The organism is Pseudomonas sp. Teo4, from assembly GCF_034387475.1.
Classification (GTDB): domain Bacteria; phylum Pseudomonadota; class Gammaproteobacteria; order Pseudomonadales; family Pseudomonadaceae; genus Aquipseudomonas.
In genome coordinates this window covers 1,233,041-1,248,539 of sequence record NZ_JAXCIL010000002.1, presented here as the reverse complement: position 1 = coordinate 1,248,539, position 15,499 = coordinate 1,233,041, and the positions used below count along the sequence as shown (strand labels likewise).

The window sequence follows — 15,499 nt, the reverse complement described above, 5'->3', positions numbered from 1 at the left end:
ATGGCTCGATATCGAGTCGTACAAACAAGGCGGTCGCGCGCGGCTGGCACAGGCGTTACTGGCCCGAAACAAGCGTAGGAGCGAGCCTTGCTCGCGATGCGCCGCGCGGGCGGCGCTCGATATCAGCGCCAAAAAACATCTAAAGGCATGCCCACCATTCACACCTTCCAGAATGGTTTACACCCCTCGATTCGGGCCTGTTCCCAGCTAAGCCCGATATCACGCAACTCATCATCGCTCAGTTGCAGCAGGGCCCTGCGGGTGTGCCAACGGTGCAGCATCAGGCCCCAGCGGCTCAGACCGGCCGGCGCATTGAACACCTTGGCCCGCTGCCCGGCCTCCATCTCCTTGGCCAACAGTTGCAAGCGCACATCGCTCATGCCACCCATTGCTGCGTCCTCCCAATCAGTTCATACCGTGGAGAAAGCATGCGCGCTGGATGCACGAGCAATACAGATCCAATACAGGCTTATTATTCCCATACAGAATTGGCGATTCGGCCACTGAATGCTGTATTTTCCACCAAACTGTACTGGTCGCCGCCAACATGCAGCGCAGGAGTATGCCGTGACGCTCTATCTCAACCTCGCCGAGCTGCTCAGTGCCCGTATCGAGCAGGGCCTCTACCGCCCTGGGCAACGACTGCCGTCAGTACGAGCACTGAGCGAAGAGCACGGCGTCAGCTTGAGCACCGTACAGCAGGCCTACCGCATGCTGGAGGACAGCGGCCTGGTCTCGCCACGGCCCAAGTCCGGCTATTTCGTCAGCGAAAGCCGGCACCTCCCTGCCCTACCCGCCGTCAGCCGCCCGGCCCAGCGCCCTGTGGATATCTCCCAGTGGGAGCAAGTGCTGGAACTGGTGCGCAGCACACCGCGCAAGGATGTCATCCAGCTCGGCCGTGGCATGCCCGATATCGACAGCCCGACCCTCAAGCCATTGTTGCGTAGCTTGGCCCAGCTCAGCCGACGCCAGGACATGCCCGGCCTGTACTACGACAACATCCACGGCAACCTGGCCCTGCGCGAACAGATCGCCCGGCTGCTGCTGGACTCCGGCTGCCGCCTGGGGCCGGCCGACCTGGTGGTGACCACAGGTTGCCATGAGGCACTGTCCTGCAGCATTCGCGCGGTATGCGAGCCTGGTGACATCGTTGCCGTCGACTCGCCGAGCTTCCACGGCGCCATGCAAACCCTCAAAGGGTTGGGCATGAAGGCATTGGAGATCCCCACCGACCCGGTCACCGGAATCAGCCTGGAAGCGCTGGAGCTGGCTTTGGAACAGTGGCCGATCAAGCTCATCCAGATCACCCCCAACTGCAACAACCCGTTGGGCTACATCATGCCCGAAGCCCGCAAGAAGGCACTGCTGAGCCTGGCCCAGCGCCATGACGTGGCGATTCTAGAAGACGATGTGTATGGCGACCTGGCATACACCTACCCTCGTCCGCGCACCCTCAAGTCGTTCGACGACGACGGTCGCGTGCTGCTGTGCAGCTCATTTTCCAAAACCCTGGCCCCAGGCTTGCGCATAGGCTGGGTCGCCCCTGGGCGCTACCTGGAGCGGGTGCTGCACATGAAGTACATCAGCACCGGCAGCACGGCCACCCAACCACAACTGGCCATCGCCGATTTCATCGCCGCCGGACACTACCAGCCCCATGTACGCCGCATGCGCAGCCAGTATCAACGCGGACGCGACCTGATGAGCGACTGGGTCACCCAATACTTCCCGACCGGGACGCGAGTCAGCCGGCCACAGGGTGGCTTCATGCTGTGGGTCGAAATGCCTGAAAATTTCGACACGTTGCGGCTGAACCGGGCTTTACTGGAGCAGGGCGTGCAGATTGCGGTTGGCAGCATCTTCTCGGCCTCGGGCAAGTTTCGTCACTGCCTGCGCATGAACTTCGCCTCGCGCCCCACACCGCAGATCGAAGACGCCGTGCGCAAGGTAGGTGAAACCGCCCTTCGTCTACTGGATCAGGACGTCACCTCAGCGTAACTTTGCGCCGCCCTCCACAGTCGAAACTTCAAGCCTTTGCTGCACAGGACGATTCGCCCTTGAGATTCCCGCCTGCCTTGCCTCTGTTGCTAGCGCTGCTGCTCGGCCTCGCGGGCTGCGCCAGCGTCAGTTCGCCCCGCGAGATCAGCCAGGCGTTGCCGGCCAAAGAATCGGCATTCGGCCGCTCGGTGCTGCGTCAGGCGGCTCCCTATGGCGGGCGTTCAGGATTTCGTCTGATGCCCAACAGCAACGAAGCCTTCCGTGCCCGGGCCGAGTTGATTCGCAATGCCCAAGCCAGTATCGACCTGCAGTACTACATCGTCCACGACGGCCTCAGCACCCGTGCCCTGGTCCACGAGCTGCTGCGCGCGGCCGACCGTGGCGTTCGGGTGCGGATTCTGCTCGATGACACCACCAGCGATGGTCTGGACACCATCATGGGTACCCTCGACGCTCACCCGAACATCCAGATTCGCGTGTTCAACCCGCTGCACCTGGGCCGCAGTACGGGCGTGACCCGCGCCGCAGGGCGCCTGTTCAACCTCTCCCGGCAACACCGACGCATGCATAACAAACTGTTCGTGGTGGACAACGCCATGGCCATCGTCGGCGGGCGCAACCTGGGTGACGAGTACTTTGATGCCGAGCCCAACCTCAACTTCACTGACATCGATCTGCTGGGTGTCGGGCCTGTGGCCGAGCAGCTCAGTCACGGCTTCGACCAGTACTGGAACCACGCACTGAGCCGCCCGATAGGCGACTTCCTGTGGCGTCAGCCGGACGCCAGCGACCTGCATGCCAGCCGTCGGCGTCTGGAGGTTTCACTGGCCGAGGCCCGGTTCAAGCACAAGGCCCTTTATGACCGGCTGATGGCTTATCAGACCCAGCCTCGTCTGGACATCTGGCGCAACGAACTGATCTGGGCACACAGCCAAGCTCTGTGGGATGCGCCCAGTAAAGTCCTGGCCGACGATGAGCCTGACCCACAACTGCTGCTTAGCCAGCAACTGGCACCTGACCTGGAAAATGTGCGCCACGAACTGATCCTGGTCTCGGCGTATTTCGTGCCGGGCGAATCGGGGCTTGTGTACCTGACCAGCACCGCCGACGCGGGTATCTCGGTCAAGTTGTTGACCAACTCGCTGGAAGCCACGGACGTGCCGGCGGTGCATGGCGGCTATGCGCCCTACCGCCGGGCATTGCTCGAGCACGGCGTGCAACTGTTTGAACTGCGTCGCCAGCCCGGTGACACCAGCGCTCGATACCGCCTCAACTTCCACGGCAGCTCGGACTCAAGCCTGCACAGCAAGGCGATTGTCTTCGACCGACGCAAGACGTTCATCGGCTCGTTCAACTTCGATCCGCGATCATTGCTGTGGAATACCGAAGTGGGGGTGCTGGTCGATAGTCCGGAACTGGCTGAGTACACCCGCTACCTTGCGGTACAAGGCATGGCACCCGCGCTGAGTTACCAGCCCACGCTAGTGGACGACAAGCTGGTGTGGGTCACTGAAGATAACGGCAAAAGGCGCATGCTGACTTCAGAACCGGGCGGGCTCTGGCGGCGCTTCAATGCCTGGGTCAGCAAGGCGGTGGGGCTGGAGAAGATGCTCTAGCCCCATACCTCAGACAGACGCTGGCTCGAAGGCCCCACGCCGGCGGGTCAACAGCACCAGCCCGGCCGCACCGGCAGCCATCAGCAGCGGCAGCGCGTGCCCGCTGATCCACTGGCTGCCCGCACCGGCCAACAGCGGACCGACCAGGCAGCCAATACCCCAAAGCTGCGCGACATGGGCATTGGCCCGCACCAACGCATCATCCCGATAGCGCTCGCCGATCAGCACCAACGACAGGGTGAACAAACCACCGGCACTGGCGCCGAACAGTACCCAAACCGGCCAGATGGCTGGGGTATGAAGCAGCAGCGGAATGGCGAGGCTCGAGCAGAGCAGGGTCACTGCGCACCCGGTGAACAGCGTGCGTCGCGACATGTGGTCGGCCAACGCACCAATCGGCAGTTGAAGCACGGCATCCCCAACCACCACGGTACTGACCATGAACAGCGCCAGCTCGGTAGTGAATCCTTGCTGCAGGCAATACACCGGCAACAGTGTGAGGATCATGGCTTCGAACGAAGCGAACAGCGCGATGGCCCAGGCGATCACTGGCAAGCGCCGACAGAATGCGAACAGGTCGCCGAAGGTGACACTGCAGGCTTCCGTGCTCGGCGCACCTCCGCGCCCCAGCAACAGCAAGGGTGCCAATAGCAGCAGGCCGGTTGCGGCCCAGAAGCCGAAGTCATCGTCAGAACCCAGGAAGCCCAGTACCAGCGGGCCTGCAAGCTGACTCAGCGCGTAACTGCTGCCATACAAGGCCACCAGCCTGCCGCGCCATTGCTCGATAACAAGCTGGTTGATCCAGCTTTCGCCAAGGATGAACACCACTGTGAGGGACATGCCGATCAGCAGACGCAACGCTAGCCACAGGGGGTAACTCGGCAACAGCGCCACCAGGCCGATCGACAGCGCCCCGCCCCACAGACACAGGCGCATCGCCGAGGGTACGCCGACCCAGCCCGCCAGCCGGCTGGCCAGGCTGGCACCGAGCAACACACCGAGCGCGGGCATGGCAGCCATGACGCCGATGGCGAAGCTGCCGTAGCCCCAGGCCTCAAGGCGCAGGGACACCAGCGGCATGCTCACGCCGAGCGCAAGCCCGACGCTGAGCACCGATGCCAGTACGGCGAAGTAGGTACCCCAACGCATTGCAGCCTCCCAGGCCAGTAATTTTCCATGGCCCATTCGCGGGTAAACCCGCTCCCACAAGTGCTGCACCGCATTTGAAGGCAGTGAAGTCCCTGTGGGAGCGGGTTTACCCGCGAAAAGGCCCTACCGGATTACAGCTTGATCCAGGTCGCCTTCAGCTCGGTGTACTTTTCCAGCGCATGCAGCGACTTGTCACGGCCGTTGCCCGACTGCTTGAAGCCACCGAACGGCGCGGTCATGTCGCCGCCGTCGTACTGGTTCACCCAGACGCTGCCAGCACGCACAGCGCGGGCGGTCTTGTGGGCCTTGGAGATGTCCGAAGTCCAGATGCCCGCGGCCAGGCCATACGGCGTGTCGTTGGCAATGGCGATGGCTTCCTCGGCGGTGTCGAAGGCGATCACCGACAGCACGGGGCCGAAGATTTCTTCCTGGGCGATCTTCATGGCGTTGGTCACGCCGTCGAAGATGGTCGGCTCGACGTAGGTACCGCCGGTCTCCTCCAGGGTGCGCTTGCCGCCAGCCAGCAGCTTGGCGCCGTCCTGGTGGCCCGCTTCGATGTACGACAGCACGGTGTTCATCTGCTGGGTGTCGACCAGAGCACCGACCGTGGTCTGTGGGTCCAGCGGGTTGCCTGGCTTCCAGCCTTTGAGGGCCTCGACCACCATAGGCAGGAACTTGTCCTTGATCGAACGCTCGACCAGCAGACGCGAACCTGCGGTGCAGACTTCGCCCTGGTTGAAGGCGATGGCGCTGGCGGCGGCTTCGGCGGCAGCTTGCAGGTCCGGGGCGTCGGCGAAGACGATGTTCGGGCTCTTGCCACCGGCTTCCAGCCAGATGCGCTTCATGTTCGACTCGCCCGCGTACACCATCAGTTGCTTGGCGATCTTGGTCGAGCCAGTGAACACCAGGGTGTCGACGTCCATGTGCAGGGCCAGGGCCTTGCCCACGGTGTGGCCGTAGCCTGGCAGCACGTTCAGCACGCCCGCCGGAATGCCGGCTTCGATGGCCAGCTGGGCAATGCGGATGGCGGTCAGTGGCGATTTTTCCGACGGCTTGAGCACCACCGAGTTACCGGTGGCCAGGGCCGGGCCGAGTTTCCAGCAGGCCATCAGCAGCGGGAAGTTCCACGGCACGATGGCACCGACCACGCCCACCGGCTCACGGGTAACCAGACCGAGCTGGTCATGCGGGGTCGGGGCGACTTCGTCGTAGACCTTGTCGATGGCTTCGGCGGTCCAGTGAATAGCGTTGGCCGCACCGGGGATGTCGATGCTGGAGGAATCGCCGATTGGCTTGCCCATGTCCAGGGTTTCCAGCAGGGCCAGCTCTTCGACGTTCTTGCGCAGCAAGTCGGCGAAACGGATCAGCTTGGCTTTGCGCTTGGCCGGGGCCAGTTGCGACCAGACGCCAGCGTTGAAGGTGGCGCGGGCGTTTTCCACGGCACGGTTGGCGTCGGCCAGGTCACAGCTGGCAACCTTGGCCAGGAAGCGTCCGTCGACCGGGCTCAGGCAGTCGAAGGTTTCACCGGATGCGGCGTCGGTGTATTCGCCGTTGATGAAGGCACGTCCTTCGATCTTCAGTTGCTGGGCACGCTGTTCCCAGTCCGCACGAGTCAGGGTGGTCATACGAAACTCCTCCTCTTGTTTAGGTGCAACGCCGCACTGAGGACTCACAGGCGTTGTCAGAATTCTGGCCAGGCGACAAGCGCATACTGGCATGCGATACCCTAAACCAGCCCGTGCAAACTATCAATATATTTGACACGAACGGCCTAAAAGCCTACTGATGTGCATTTTATTAAACAATAACAGGAGCCGCACCATGAGCATCGCCAGCATCATCGACTTCGCCCAGGTTCTGACCGAGGCTGAACGCTACCGTCCGGCAGCGGAAAAAATCATCAAGGGCGAGCCGGACCAAGCGGTCTACAACCACTATTCCAGCCCCTGCGGGCAGTTCGCTGCAGGTGTGTGGGAAGGCGAAATCGGCCAGTGGACGGTGAACTACACCGAGCACGAGTACTGTGAAATCGTTCAGGGCGTTTCGGTGCTGCGCGATCAGGAAGGCAATGCCAAGACCCTGCGTACCGGTGATCGGTTTGTCATCCCGGCTGGCTTCAAAGGCACCTGGGAGGTGCTGGAGCCTTGCCGCAAGATCTATGTGATGTTCGAGCAAAAATAACTATGTAGCACATGCTCGATGCAGCCCTGGAAGAGGATGGACCTGCCCAATTCGGGCCATCCTCTTTCAAAGGTAACTCACCATGAACAACGAACAAGCCCTGCAAGCCCTGGCTCACCTGATCGGTACGCCATACGAACCTTCGGTAAAAAACACCATCGCTGAGATTACCGGCCGCACTCGCATCGTCGGCCCCAAGGAAATCAGCACCAAGGAATACGACCCTGATCGGATCCACATCAACACTGATGCCAACGGCCTGATCCAAGGCTTCAGCTTCAACTGATCTGCCACGCAAGCATAAAAAAACCCGCCTCCTTTCGGATGCGGGTTTTTTTTGGTCGCCGATCAATTACTTGATCTTGGCTTCCTTGTACACCACGTGCTTGCGAACAACCGGATCGTATTTCTTGATCTCGATTTTGTCCGGAGTGGTGCGCTTGTTCTTGTCGGTGGTGTAGAAGTGGCCGGTACCGGCACTCGAAACCAGACGGATCAATTCACGCATGATGTTCTCCCTTAGACCTTGGCGCCAGCTTTACGGATATCAACCAGAACGGCGTCGATGCCGCGCTTGTCGATGATACGCATGCCTTTGGCGGAAACGCGCAGACGCACGAAACGGTTCTCGGATTCAACCCAGAAACGGTGGTGCTGCAGGTTCGGCAGGAAACGACGACGGGTTTTGTTGTTTGCGTGGGAAATGTTGTTCCCGGTTACTGGACCCTTACCAGTAACTTGACAGACTCTCGACATGACTCAGCCCTCTAAAACCTCATGCCCAACCCGGCATGGGTTGGCCGCTTAATCTCTCAGTCTTTGGCGCCAGGCGCCGTGATTCTGGAGGTCTTATCGACCGGATCCGCTGATGCGACAGGCCGAGCCCCTAGAAAAGAGCGCTGCTTTATACCAGAAAGACTACGCCGCAACAACAGAAGATGAGCATCCGTTTGCTGCCAATGGCGCGCGGGCAGCATAGCGACTCGCGCGCCGGGCTGTCGACCGCTCGTCGCAGACTGGCATAAAAAGAGGGTGGCCATTTCCCGACGCGCGCACTAGGGTAGGACATTTCCAGACTGCACTGGCAGATGGGCCACTGACTCGCCAAGGAGCTTTGATGCGTGCCGCCGCCCTTTCCTTATTGATCACCTCCCTGCTTGCTACCGGCCTCGCCCAGGCGGCCCCGCTGAGCGTTTGCAGCGAAGCCAGCCCCGAGGGCTTCGATGTGGTCCAGTACAACTCGCTGACCACCACCAATGCCTCGGCCGATGTGCTGATGAACCGCCTTGTGGAGTTCGATGCTGCCCAGGGCAAGGTGGTACCGAGCCTGGCACAGAGCTGGACGGTGTCGGCCGATGGCCTGGTCTACGACTTCAAGCTGCACGAAGGCGTCAAGTTTCACACCACGCCTTACTTCAAACCCACCCGCGAGCTGAATGCCGACGACGTGCTGTTCAGCTTCCAGCGCATGCTTTACCCCGCCCATGCCTGGCACAAGACAGCCCCAGGCGGTTACCCGCATGCCCAGTCGCTGCAACTGGATAGCCTGATCAAGTCGATCGAAGCGCCGGAGCCGAACAGCGTGCGCTTCACCCTGACCCACGCGGACGCCACGTTCCTGCCCACCCTTAGCATGGGCTTCGCCTCGATCTACTCAGCCGAATACGCCGACAAGCTGCTCAAGGCCGGCACCCCGGACAAACTCAACAGCCAACCGATCGGTACTGGCCCGTTCGTTTTCCAGCGTTTCCAGAAAGACGCCGTGGTGCGCTACCGCGCCAACCCCGACTATTTCGACGGCAAACCTGCGGTCGACCCACTGATCTACGCCATCACCCCTGACGCCAACGTGCGCCTGCAGAAGCTCAAGCGCGGGGAATGCCAGGTGGCCCTGTCGCCCAAGCCGCTGGACATCGCCGAAGCAGGCAAGGACGGCAACCTCAAGGTGGCCACCACACCCGCCTTCATGACCGCCTTCGTCGCCATCAACAGCGAGCACCCGCCGCTGGACAAGCCTGAGGTCCGTCAGGCCATCAACCTGGCGTTCGACAGGCAGGCCTACCTCAAGGCCGTGTTCGAAGACACCGCCACCGCCGCCAACGGCCCCTACCCGCCCAACACCTGGAGCTACGCCAAGGACCTGCCTGGCTACGCGATGGACCCGACCAAGGCCAAGTCCCTGCTTGCCAAGGCCGGCTTGCCAGAGGGGTTCAGCACCACGATCTGGACCCGTCCGTCGGGAAGCCTGCTCAACCCCAACCCCAGCCTCGGCGCACAGATGCTCCAGGCGGACCTCGCCAAAGTTGGCATCAAGGCCGAGATAAAGGTCATCGAATGGGGCGAGCTGATCCGCCGCGCCAAAGCCGGCGAGCACGACCTGCTGTTCATGGGCTGGGCCGGCGACAACGGCGACCCGGACAACTTCCTCAGCCCGCAGTTTTCCTGTGCTGCGGTAAAGTCGGGGACCAACTTCGCACGGTTCTGCGACAGCCGACTGGACCAGCTGATCAGCGCCGGGCGCACCACCAATGACCAGAGCGTGCGCAGCCGGCTGTACCAGCAGGCGCAGACGCTCATCCAGCAGCAGGCGCTGTGGGTGCCGCTGGCGCATCCGACGGCCGCGACCTTGCTGCGCCAAGGGGTCGAGGGGTACCAGGTGAGCCCGTTTGGGCGGCTGGATTTCAGCAAGGTCTCGGTGACCCGCTGAGCCTGCGACGGCCCTTTCGCGGGTAAACCCGCTCCCACAAGGTTTCCACACCCTTCAAAGGCTGTGATGGACCTGTGGGAGCGGGTTTACCCGCGAAAGGGCCGGAAATGACGGCGCTAGGCCACGATCCACCCATGCTCGACCATCGACAGCGGCTCTCCATCGCCAATGATTATGTGATCCAGCACCCGCACATCGATCAGCGCCAGCCCTCGCTTCAGCGAAAGCGTCATGTGCACATCATCCTGGCTCGGCTCGCAGCTACCTGACGGATGGTTGTGGCACAGGATCAATGCTGCCGCGTTATGCAGCAGTGCCCGCCGCACCACCTCCCGCGGGTAGATACCGGCCCGGTCGATCGTCCCCCTGAACAGGATCTCGAATGCCAACGGCCGATGTTTGGTATCCAGAAACAGGCAACCGAACACTTCACTGGCCTCGTGGCGCAGCATGGCCTTGAGATAACGTCGCACCGCCGCCGGACTCTCCAGCACCGGTGTACGCTCGATATGCTCATCGAGGTAACGTCGGCCGATCTCCAGCAGCGCCTGCAACTGGGCGTACTTCACCGGCCCCAGGCCAGGCTCACGCAGGACGGCTTCGCGATCAGCCTCAAGAAACTGCCGAAGGCCACCAAACCGCACCAACAGCCCTCGCGCCAGGTCCAGAACGTTGCGCCCGGCAACTCCCGAGCCCAGCAGAACGGCCACCAGCTCGGCGTCGGATAACACCGCCGCCCCACGCAACAACAACTTCTCCCTCGGCCGTTCTTCCACCGGCCACTCCCTGATGTTCATACCCCCTCCTGGCAACCTACTGCGGCGCGTTTCGGCCCTGTGTTAATCTATTTCGCCTCGTACATGCGACGTTCTGCCGCAGGCAGTTATCGTCGCCGCCCGCTTTCACTGGAAAAAGGCAAGCCTATGCAGCGGCTGTATCGCAAGCGCATCGTTCTCGGCGTGGGTGGCGGCATTGCCGCCTACAAGAGTGCCGAGCTGATTCGCCGACTCCTGGAGCACGGCGCGCAGGTGCGCGTCGTCATGACCCGTGGTGGTGCCGAGTTCATCACCCCGTTGACCCTGCAGGCGCTCTCCGGACACCCGGTGCACATGGATCTGCTCGACCCTGCCGCCGAAGCGGCCATGGGCCATATCGAACTGGCCAAATGGGCCGACCTGGTGCTCATCGCCCCCGCCACCGCCGACCTCATGGCGCGCGTGGCCCAAGGCATGGCCGACGACCTGCTGACCACCCTGGTGCTGGCCACCGACGCCACCGTGGCCGTGGCCCCCGCCATGAACCAGGCCATGTGGCGCGACCCGGCCACCCAGGCCAACCTCGACCTGCTCAAGAGCCGTGGCATCCAAGTGTTTGGCCCAGCCTCAGGCAGCCAGGCATGTGGCGACGTCGGCCTTGGCCGCATGCTGGAACCTACCGACCTAGCCTGGTGCGCCGCCGAAAGCTTCAAACGCGAGGCACTGACCGGCAAACACGTGCTGATCACCGCCGGCCCGACCCAGGAAAACATCGACCCGGTGCGCTACATCACCAATCATAGCTCCGGGAAGATGGGCTTTGCCCTGGCCGAAGCGGCCGCAGAAGCCGGGGCTCGGGTGACCCTCGTCACCGGTCCCGTGCACCTGCCGACACCTGACCGGGTCACCCGTATCGACGTGGTGAGCGCGCGGGACATGCTCGCAGCCTGTGAGGCGGCCATGCCGTGCGACCTGTTCATCGCTTCTGCGGCGGTCGCGGACTACCGCCCGGAGGTCGTCGCCACGCAAAAACTCAAGAAAGATCCTACGACTGGCGACGGCATGCTGCTGCAGATGGTGCGCAATCCGGATATCCTCGCCACCATCGCTGGCCGTGACGACCGCCCGTTCAGCGTCGGCTTCGCCGCCGAGACCGAACACTTGCTCGATTACGCCACGCGCAAGCTCAAGGACAAGAACCTCGACCTGATCGTCGCCAATGATGTGGCCAACCCCAGCATCGGCTTCAACAGCGAGGAGAACGCCCTGACCGTGATCGACCGCCAGCAACACCAGACCCTCTTCGCGCAAACCAGCAAAGGCAAGATTGCCCGCCAGCTGGTCGCCTTCATCGCCGAACGGCTCAACCAGGTTCAATAAGTTACATGCACGCTCTTCAAGCCAAGATTCTCGACCCACGTCTGGGCAGCGAATTCCCGCTGCCGCAATACGCCACCCCTGGCTCCGCCGGCCTTGACCTGCGCGCCCTGCTCAAGGAAGACACTGTCCTTGAGCCCGGCCAGACCCTGCTGATTCCAACCGGCCTGTCGATCTACATCGGCGACCCCGGCCTGGCCGCCATGATTCTGCCGCGCTCGGGCCTGGGCCATAAGCACGGCATCGTGCTCGGCAACCTGGTGGGGCTGATCGACTCGGACTACCAGGGCGAGCTGATGGTGTCGTGCTGGAACCGTGGCAATACCCCATTCACCATCGCCGTCGGCGAGCGCATTGCGCAGCTGGTGCTGGTACCGGTGGTACAGGCCCACTTCGATATCGTCGAGGCCTTCGACGAGACTCAGCGCGGCGCAGGCGGCTTCGGCCATTCCGGTAGCCACTGAGCCGACTGACAAGCGTTCAGGCCAAGGATGGCGAACTCTCTGGCGATTCCACCGTCCAAGCGTTCAGTTTGTGCCTGCCAAAAAGCCTTTGACTAAGGGAGTTTCCAGAGATGAATGACATGGCCCACCTGGTACCCGCACTGCCCGACAGCATCTTCCGCGCCTATGACATCCGTGGCGTGGTCGGCAAGACCCTGCACGGCGAAACCGCCTACTGGATCGGCCGCGCCATCGGCGCGCAGACCATCGCCCAGGGCGAACCGCAGATTTCCGTCGGCCGCGACGGCCGCTTGTCCGGCCCCATGCTGGTCGAGCAACTGATCAAAGGCCTGGTCGACGCCGGTTGCCAGGTCAGCGACGTCGGCTTGGTGCCGACCCCGGCGCTGTACTTCGCCGCCAACGTGCTGGCCGGCAAGTCGGGCGTGATGCTCACCGGTAGCCACAACCCGTCGGACTACAACGGTTTCAAGATCGTCATCGCCGGCGACACCCTGGCCAACGAACAGATCCAGGCCCTGCTGACCCGCCTGAAGAGCAACGACGTGCCGCGTGCCGAAGGCAGCGTGCAGAAGGTCGAGATCCTCGACCGCTACTTCCAGCAGATCGTCGCTGACGTGAAGCTGGCCAAGAAGCTCAAGGTAGTGGTGGACTGTGGCAACGGCGCTGCGGGCGTCATCGCACCGCAACTGATCGAAGCCCTGGGCTGCGAGGTCATCCCGCTGTTCTGCGAGGTGGATGGCAATTTCCCCAACCACCACCCGGACCCGGGCAAGCCGGAAAACCTCGAAGACCTGATCGCCAAGGTCAAGGAAACCGGTGCCGACATCGGCCTGGCCTTCGACGGTGACGGCGACCGCGTCGGCGTGGTGACCAACACCGGCAGCATCGTCTACCCCGACCGCCTGTTGATGCTGTTCGCTCAGGACGTTCTGGCGCGTAACCCTGGCGCCGAGATCATCTTCGACGTCAAATGCACTCGCCGCCTGACCCCGCTGATTGAACAGCACGGTGGCCGCGCACTAATGTGGAAGACCGGTCACTCGTTGATCAAGAAGAAGATGAAGCAGACCGGCTCCTTGCTTGCGGGCGAGATGAGCGGCCATATCTTCATCAAGGAACGCTGGTATGGTTTCGACGACGGTATTTACAGCGCCGCACGCCTGCTGGAGATCCTCAGCAAGGCCGGCCAGGATGCCGAAACCCTGTTCGCCGCATTCCCGAACGATATTTCCACGCCGGAAATCAATATTGATGTGACCGACGAGGGTAAATTCAGCATCATTGATGCACTGCAACGCGACGCCGACTGGGGCGATGCCAACCTGACCACCATCGACGGTGTGCGGGTCGACTACACCCACGGCTGGGGCCTGGTCCGCGCCTCCAACACCACGCCGGTGCTGGTCCTGCGCTTCGAGGCCGAGACCGACGCCGAGTTGCAACGTATCAAGGATGTTTTCCGTGCCCAGTTGCTGCGGGTTGCCCCTGAGCTGCAACTGCCGTTCTGACCGACTATCTGTTCCTTACAGGAGCCCTGCATGACCCTCGATCGCGATGCCGCTTCCCATGTAGCCGAGGTTTTGTCCGAAGCACTGCCTTACATCCGCCGCTTCGTCGGCAAGACCCTGGTGATCAAGTACGGCGGCAACGCGATGGAGAGCGAGGAGCTCAAGACCGGCTTCGCCCGTGACATCGTGCTGATGAAGGCCGTTGGCATCAACCCGGTGGTGGTTCACGGTGGTGGCCCGCAAATCGGCGACCTGCTCAAGCGCCTGTCGATCGAAAGCCACTTCATCGACGGCATGCGTGTCACCGATGCCGCCACCATGGACGTGGTGGAGATGGTGCTGGGTGGCCAGGTCAACAAGGACATCGTCAACCTGATCAACCGCCATGGCGGCAGCGCCATCGGCCTGACCGGCAAGGACGCGGAGCTGATCCGCGCCAAGAAACTCACCGTCACCCGTCAGACCCCGGAAATGACCACGCCGGAAATCATCGACATCGGCCACGTCGGCGAAGTCGTGGGCGTGAACACCGAGCTGCTGAACATGCTGGTCAAAGGCGACTTCATTCCGGTGATCGCGCCAATCGGCGTGGGCGCCAACGGTGAGTCGTACAACATCAACGCCGACCTGGTGGCTGGCAAGGTGGCCGAGGCGCTGAAAGCCGAGAAGCTGATGCTGCTGACCAACATCGCCGGCCTGATGGACAAGCAAGGCCAGGTCCTGACCGGCCTGACCACCGAGCAGGTCAACGAGCTGATCGCCGACGGCACCATCTACGGCGGCATGCTGCCGAAGATCAAATGCGCACTGGAAGCGGTCCAGGGCGGCGTGAACAGCTCGCACATCATCGACGGTCGCGTGCCGAACGCGGTACTGCTGGAGATCTTCACCGACAGCGGCGTGGGCACCCTGATCACCAACCGCAAGCGTCACTGACAACCTGCACCGGCCTCTTCGCGGGTAAACCCGCTCCCACAAGGAATGCACCGCGCCTGTGGGAGCGGGTTTACCCGCGAAAGGGCCGGAACAGGCGGCACAAAAAAAGGCGACCTTCATCGAAGGTCGCCTTTTTCATTACCAAGCCAGGATCAGATCCCGTACTGCGCCCGATACGCCTCTACGGCTGGCAGATGCTGCTTGAGCTGCGGGTCATCGGCCAGGAACTCCAGCACCTGGGTCAGCGAAACGATGCTGACCACCGGAATGCCGAAGTCGCGTTCCACTTCCTGGATCGCCGACAGCTCGCCATTGCCGCGCTCTTCACGGTTCAGCGCGATCAGCACGCCTGCGGCCTTGGCCTGCTGGGCGTTGATGATCTGCATGACTTCGCGAATGGCGGTGCCGGCGGTGATCACGTCGTCGATGATCAGCACGTCACCGGCCAGCGGTGCGCCAACCAGGCTGCCGCCTTCGCCGTGGTCCTTGGCTTCCTTGCGGTTGAAGCACCAAGGCACATCGAGCTGATGCTGATCGGCCAGCGCCACAGCAGTGGTCGCCGCCAGGGGGATACCCTTGTAGGCCGGGCCAAACAGCACGTCGAACGGAATCTTGCTGTCGACGATGGCCGCGGCATAGCAACGACCCAGCTGCGCCAGGGCGGAACCTGTGTTGAACAGGCCGGCATTGAAGAAGTACGGGCTGGTACGCCCCGATTTCAGGGTGAATTCACCGAAACGCAGAACCCCGCGATCGATGGCAAAACGGATGAAGTCGCGCTGATACGGCTGCATAAATGTCCCGGGCA

General features: G+C 62.3%; 15 protein-coding genes and 1 pseudogene. 9 read left to right on the top strand and 7 right to left on the bottom strand.

All coding sequences use genetic code 11. The features are described from left to right. Positions 1-158: 158 nt before the first annotated feature. Positions 159-389 (bottom strand): DUF1127 domain-containing protein, encoded by a 231-nt coding sequence (locus PspTeo4_RS21985; RefSeq protein WP_322365967.1) that lies wholly within the window; start codon positions 387-389, stop codon positions 159-161. A gap of 178 nt (positions 390-567) precedes the next feature. On the opposite strand from PspTeo4_RS21985, the gene PspTeo4_RS21980 reads away from it, so the two are divergent. Next, positions 568-1,998 carry a PLP-dependent aminotransferase family protein gene (locus tag PspTeo4_RS21980; RefSeq protein WP_322365966.1) on the top strand — a complete coding sequence of 477 codons (1,431 nt, stop codon included), beginning with the start codon at positions 568-570 and terminating at the stop codon, positions 1,996-1,998. A 59-nt stretch (positions 1,999-2,057) separates the two neighbouring features. Continuing rightward, positions 2,058-3,614, top strand: a complete 1,557-nt coding sequence (locus tag PspTeo4_RS21975; RefSeq protein ID WP_322365965.1) for a phospholipase D family protein — start codon at positions 2,058-2,060, stop codon at positions 3,612-3,614. 9 nt (positions 3,615-3,623) lie between these two features. Here PspTeo4_RS21975 and PspTeo4_RS21970 read toward each other — a convergent pair whose 3' ends face one another. Further along, entirely contained in the window at positions 3,624-4,763 is a 1,140-nt protein-coding gene (locus PspTeo4_RS21970) for an MFS transporter (protein ID WP_322365964.1), read from the bottom strand. Positions 4,764-4,894: 131 nt separating this feature from the next. Next, positions 4,895-6,388, bottom strand: a complete 1,494-nt coding sequence (locus PspTeo4_RS21965) for an aldehyde dehydrogenase (protein WP_322365963.1) — start codon at positions 6,386-6,388, stop codon at positions 4,895-4,897. A gap of 196 nt (positions 6,389-6,584) precedes the next feature. Here PspTeo4_RS21965 and PspTeo4_RS21960 point away from each other — a divergent pair, with 196 nt between their 5' ends. Both PspTeo4_RS21960 and PspTeo4_RS21955 read left to right on the top strand, forming a co-directional pair. Beyond that, positions 6,585-6,944, top strand: coding sequence for a cupin domain-containing protein (locus PspTeo4_RS21960; RefSeq protein WP_322365962.1), 360 nt, complete (start codon positions 6,585-6,587; stop codon positions 6,942-6,944). 82 nt (positions 6,945-7,026) lie between these two features. After that, positions 7,027-7,230 carry an I78 family peptidase inhibitor gene (locus PspTeo4_RS21955; RefSeq protein ID WP_322365961.1) on the top strand — a complete coding sequence of 68 codons (204 nt, stop codon included), beginning with the start codon at positions 7,027-7,029 and terminating at the stop codon, positions 7,228-7,230. A 66-nt stretch (positions 7,231-7,296) separates the two neighbouring features. Here PspTeo4_RS21955 and rpmG read toward each other — a convergent pair whose 3' ends face one another. Together rpmG and rpmB are read right to left on the bottom strand one after the other, a co-directional pair. Further along, entirely contained in the window at positions 7,297-7,452 is a 156-nt protein-coding gene (rpmG, locus tag PspTeo4_RS21950; protein WP_003253507.1) for a 50S ribosomal protein L33, read from the bottom strand. An 11-nt stretch (positions 7,453-7,463) separates the two neighbouring features. Next, positions 7,464-7,700, bottom strand: a complete 237-nt coding sequence (gene rpmB, locus PspTeo4_RS21945; RefSeq protein ID WP_054894119.1) for a 50S ribosomal protein L28 — start codon at positions 7,698-7,700, stop codon at positions 7,464-7,466. A gap of 361 nt (positions 7,701-8,061) precedes the next feature. Here rpmB and PspTeo4_RS21940 point away from each other — a divergent pair, with 361 nt between their 5' ends. Continuing rightward, positions 8,062-9,651 carry an ABC transporter substrate-binding protein gene (locus PspTeo4_RS21940; RefSeq protein WP_322365960.1) on the top strand — a complete coding sequence of 530 codons (1,590 nt, stop codon included), beginning with the start codon at positions 8,062-8,064 and terminating at the stop codon, positions 9,649-9,651. 116 nt (positions 9,652-9,767) lie between these two features. On the opposite strand, the gene radC is transcribed toward PspTeo4_RS21940, so the two are convergent. Continuing rightward, complete coding sequence (radC, locus tag PspTeo4_RS21935) at positions 9,768-10,448, bottom strand: RadC family protein (RefSeq protein ID WP_322365959.1); 681 nt, start codon at positions 10,446-10,448, stop codon at positions 9,768-9,770. A gap of 126 nt (positions 10,449-10,574) precedes the next feature. Between radC and coaBC the strand changes: the two genes are divergently transcribed. The 4 genes and pseudogenes from coaBC (at position 10,575) to argB (ending at position 14,691) form a co-directional block, all read left to right on the top strand. Then, positions 10,575-11,786, top strand: coding sequence for a bifunctional phosphopantothenoylcysteine decarboxylase/phosphopantothenate--cysteine ligase CoaBC (gene coaBC, locus PspTeo4_RS21930; RefSeq protein WP_322366913.1), 1,212 nt, complete (start codon positions 10,575-10,577; stop codon positions 11,784-11,786). Between the two features lie 5 nt (positions 11,787-11,791). After that, on the top strand, positions 11,792-12,247 hold the full coding sequence (dut, locus tag PspTeo4_RS21925; protein ID WP_322365958.1) for a dUTP diphosphatase: 456 nt from the start codon (positions 11,792-11,794) through the stop codon (positions 12,245-12,247). Between the two features lie 134 nt (positions 12,248-12,381). Beyond that, a pseudogene (locus PspTeo4_RS21920) lies at positions 12,382-13,755 on the top strand (phosphomannomutase/phosphoglucomutase); the annotation flags it as partial. Between the two features lie 30 nt (positions 13,756-13,785). After that, positions 13,786-14,691, top strand: coding sequence for an acetylglutamate kinase (gene argB, locus PspTeo4_RS21915; RefSeq protein WP_275639354.1), 906 nt, complete (start codon positions 13,786-13,788; stop codon positions 14,689-14,691). Positions 14,692-14,843: 152 nt separating this feature from the next. Here the strand turns inward: argB and pyrE are convergent, their stop codons facing one another. Next, complete coding sequence (gene pyrE / locus PspTeo4_RS21910) at positions 14,844-15,485, bottom strand: orotate phosphoribosyltransferase (protein ID WP_008091580.1); 642 nt, start codon at positions 15,483-15,485, stop codon at positions 14,844-14,846. Positions 15,486-15,499: the final 14 nt, after the last annotated feature.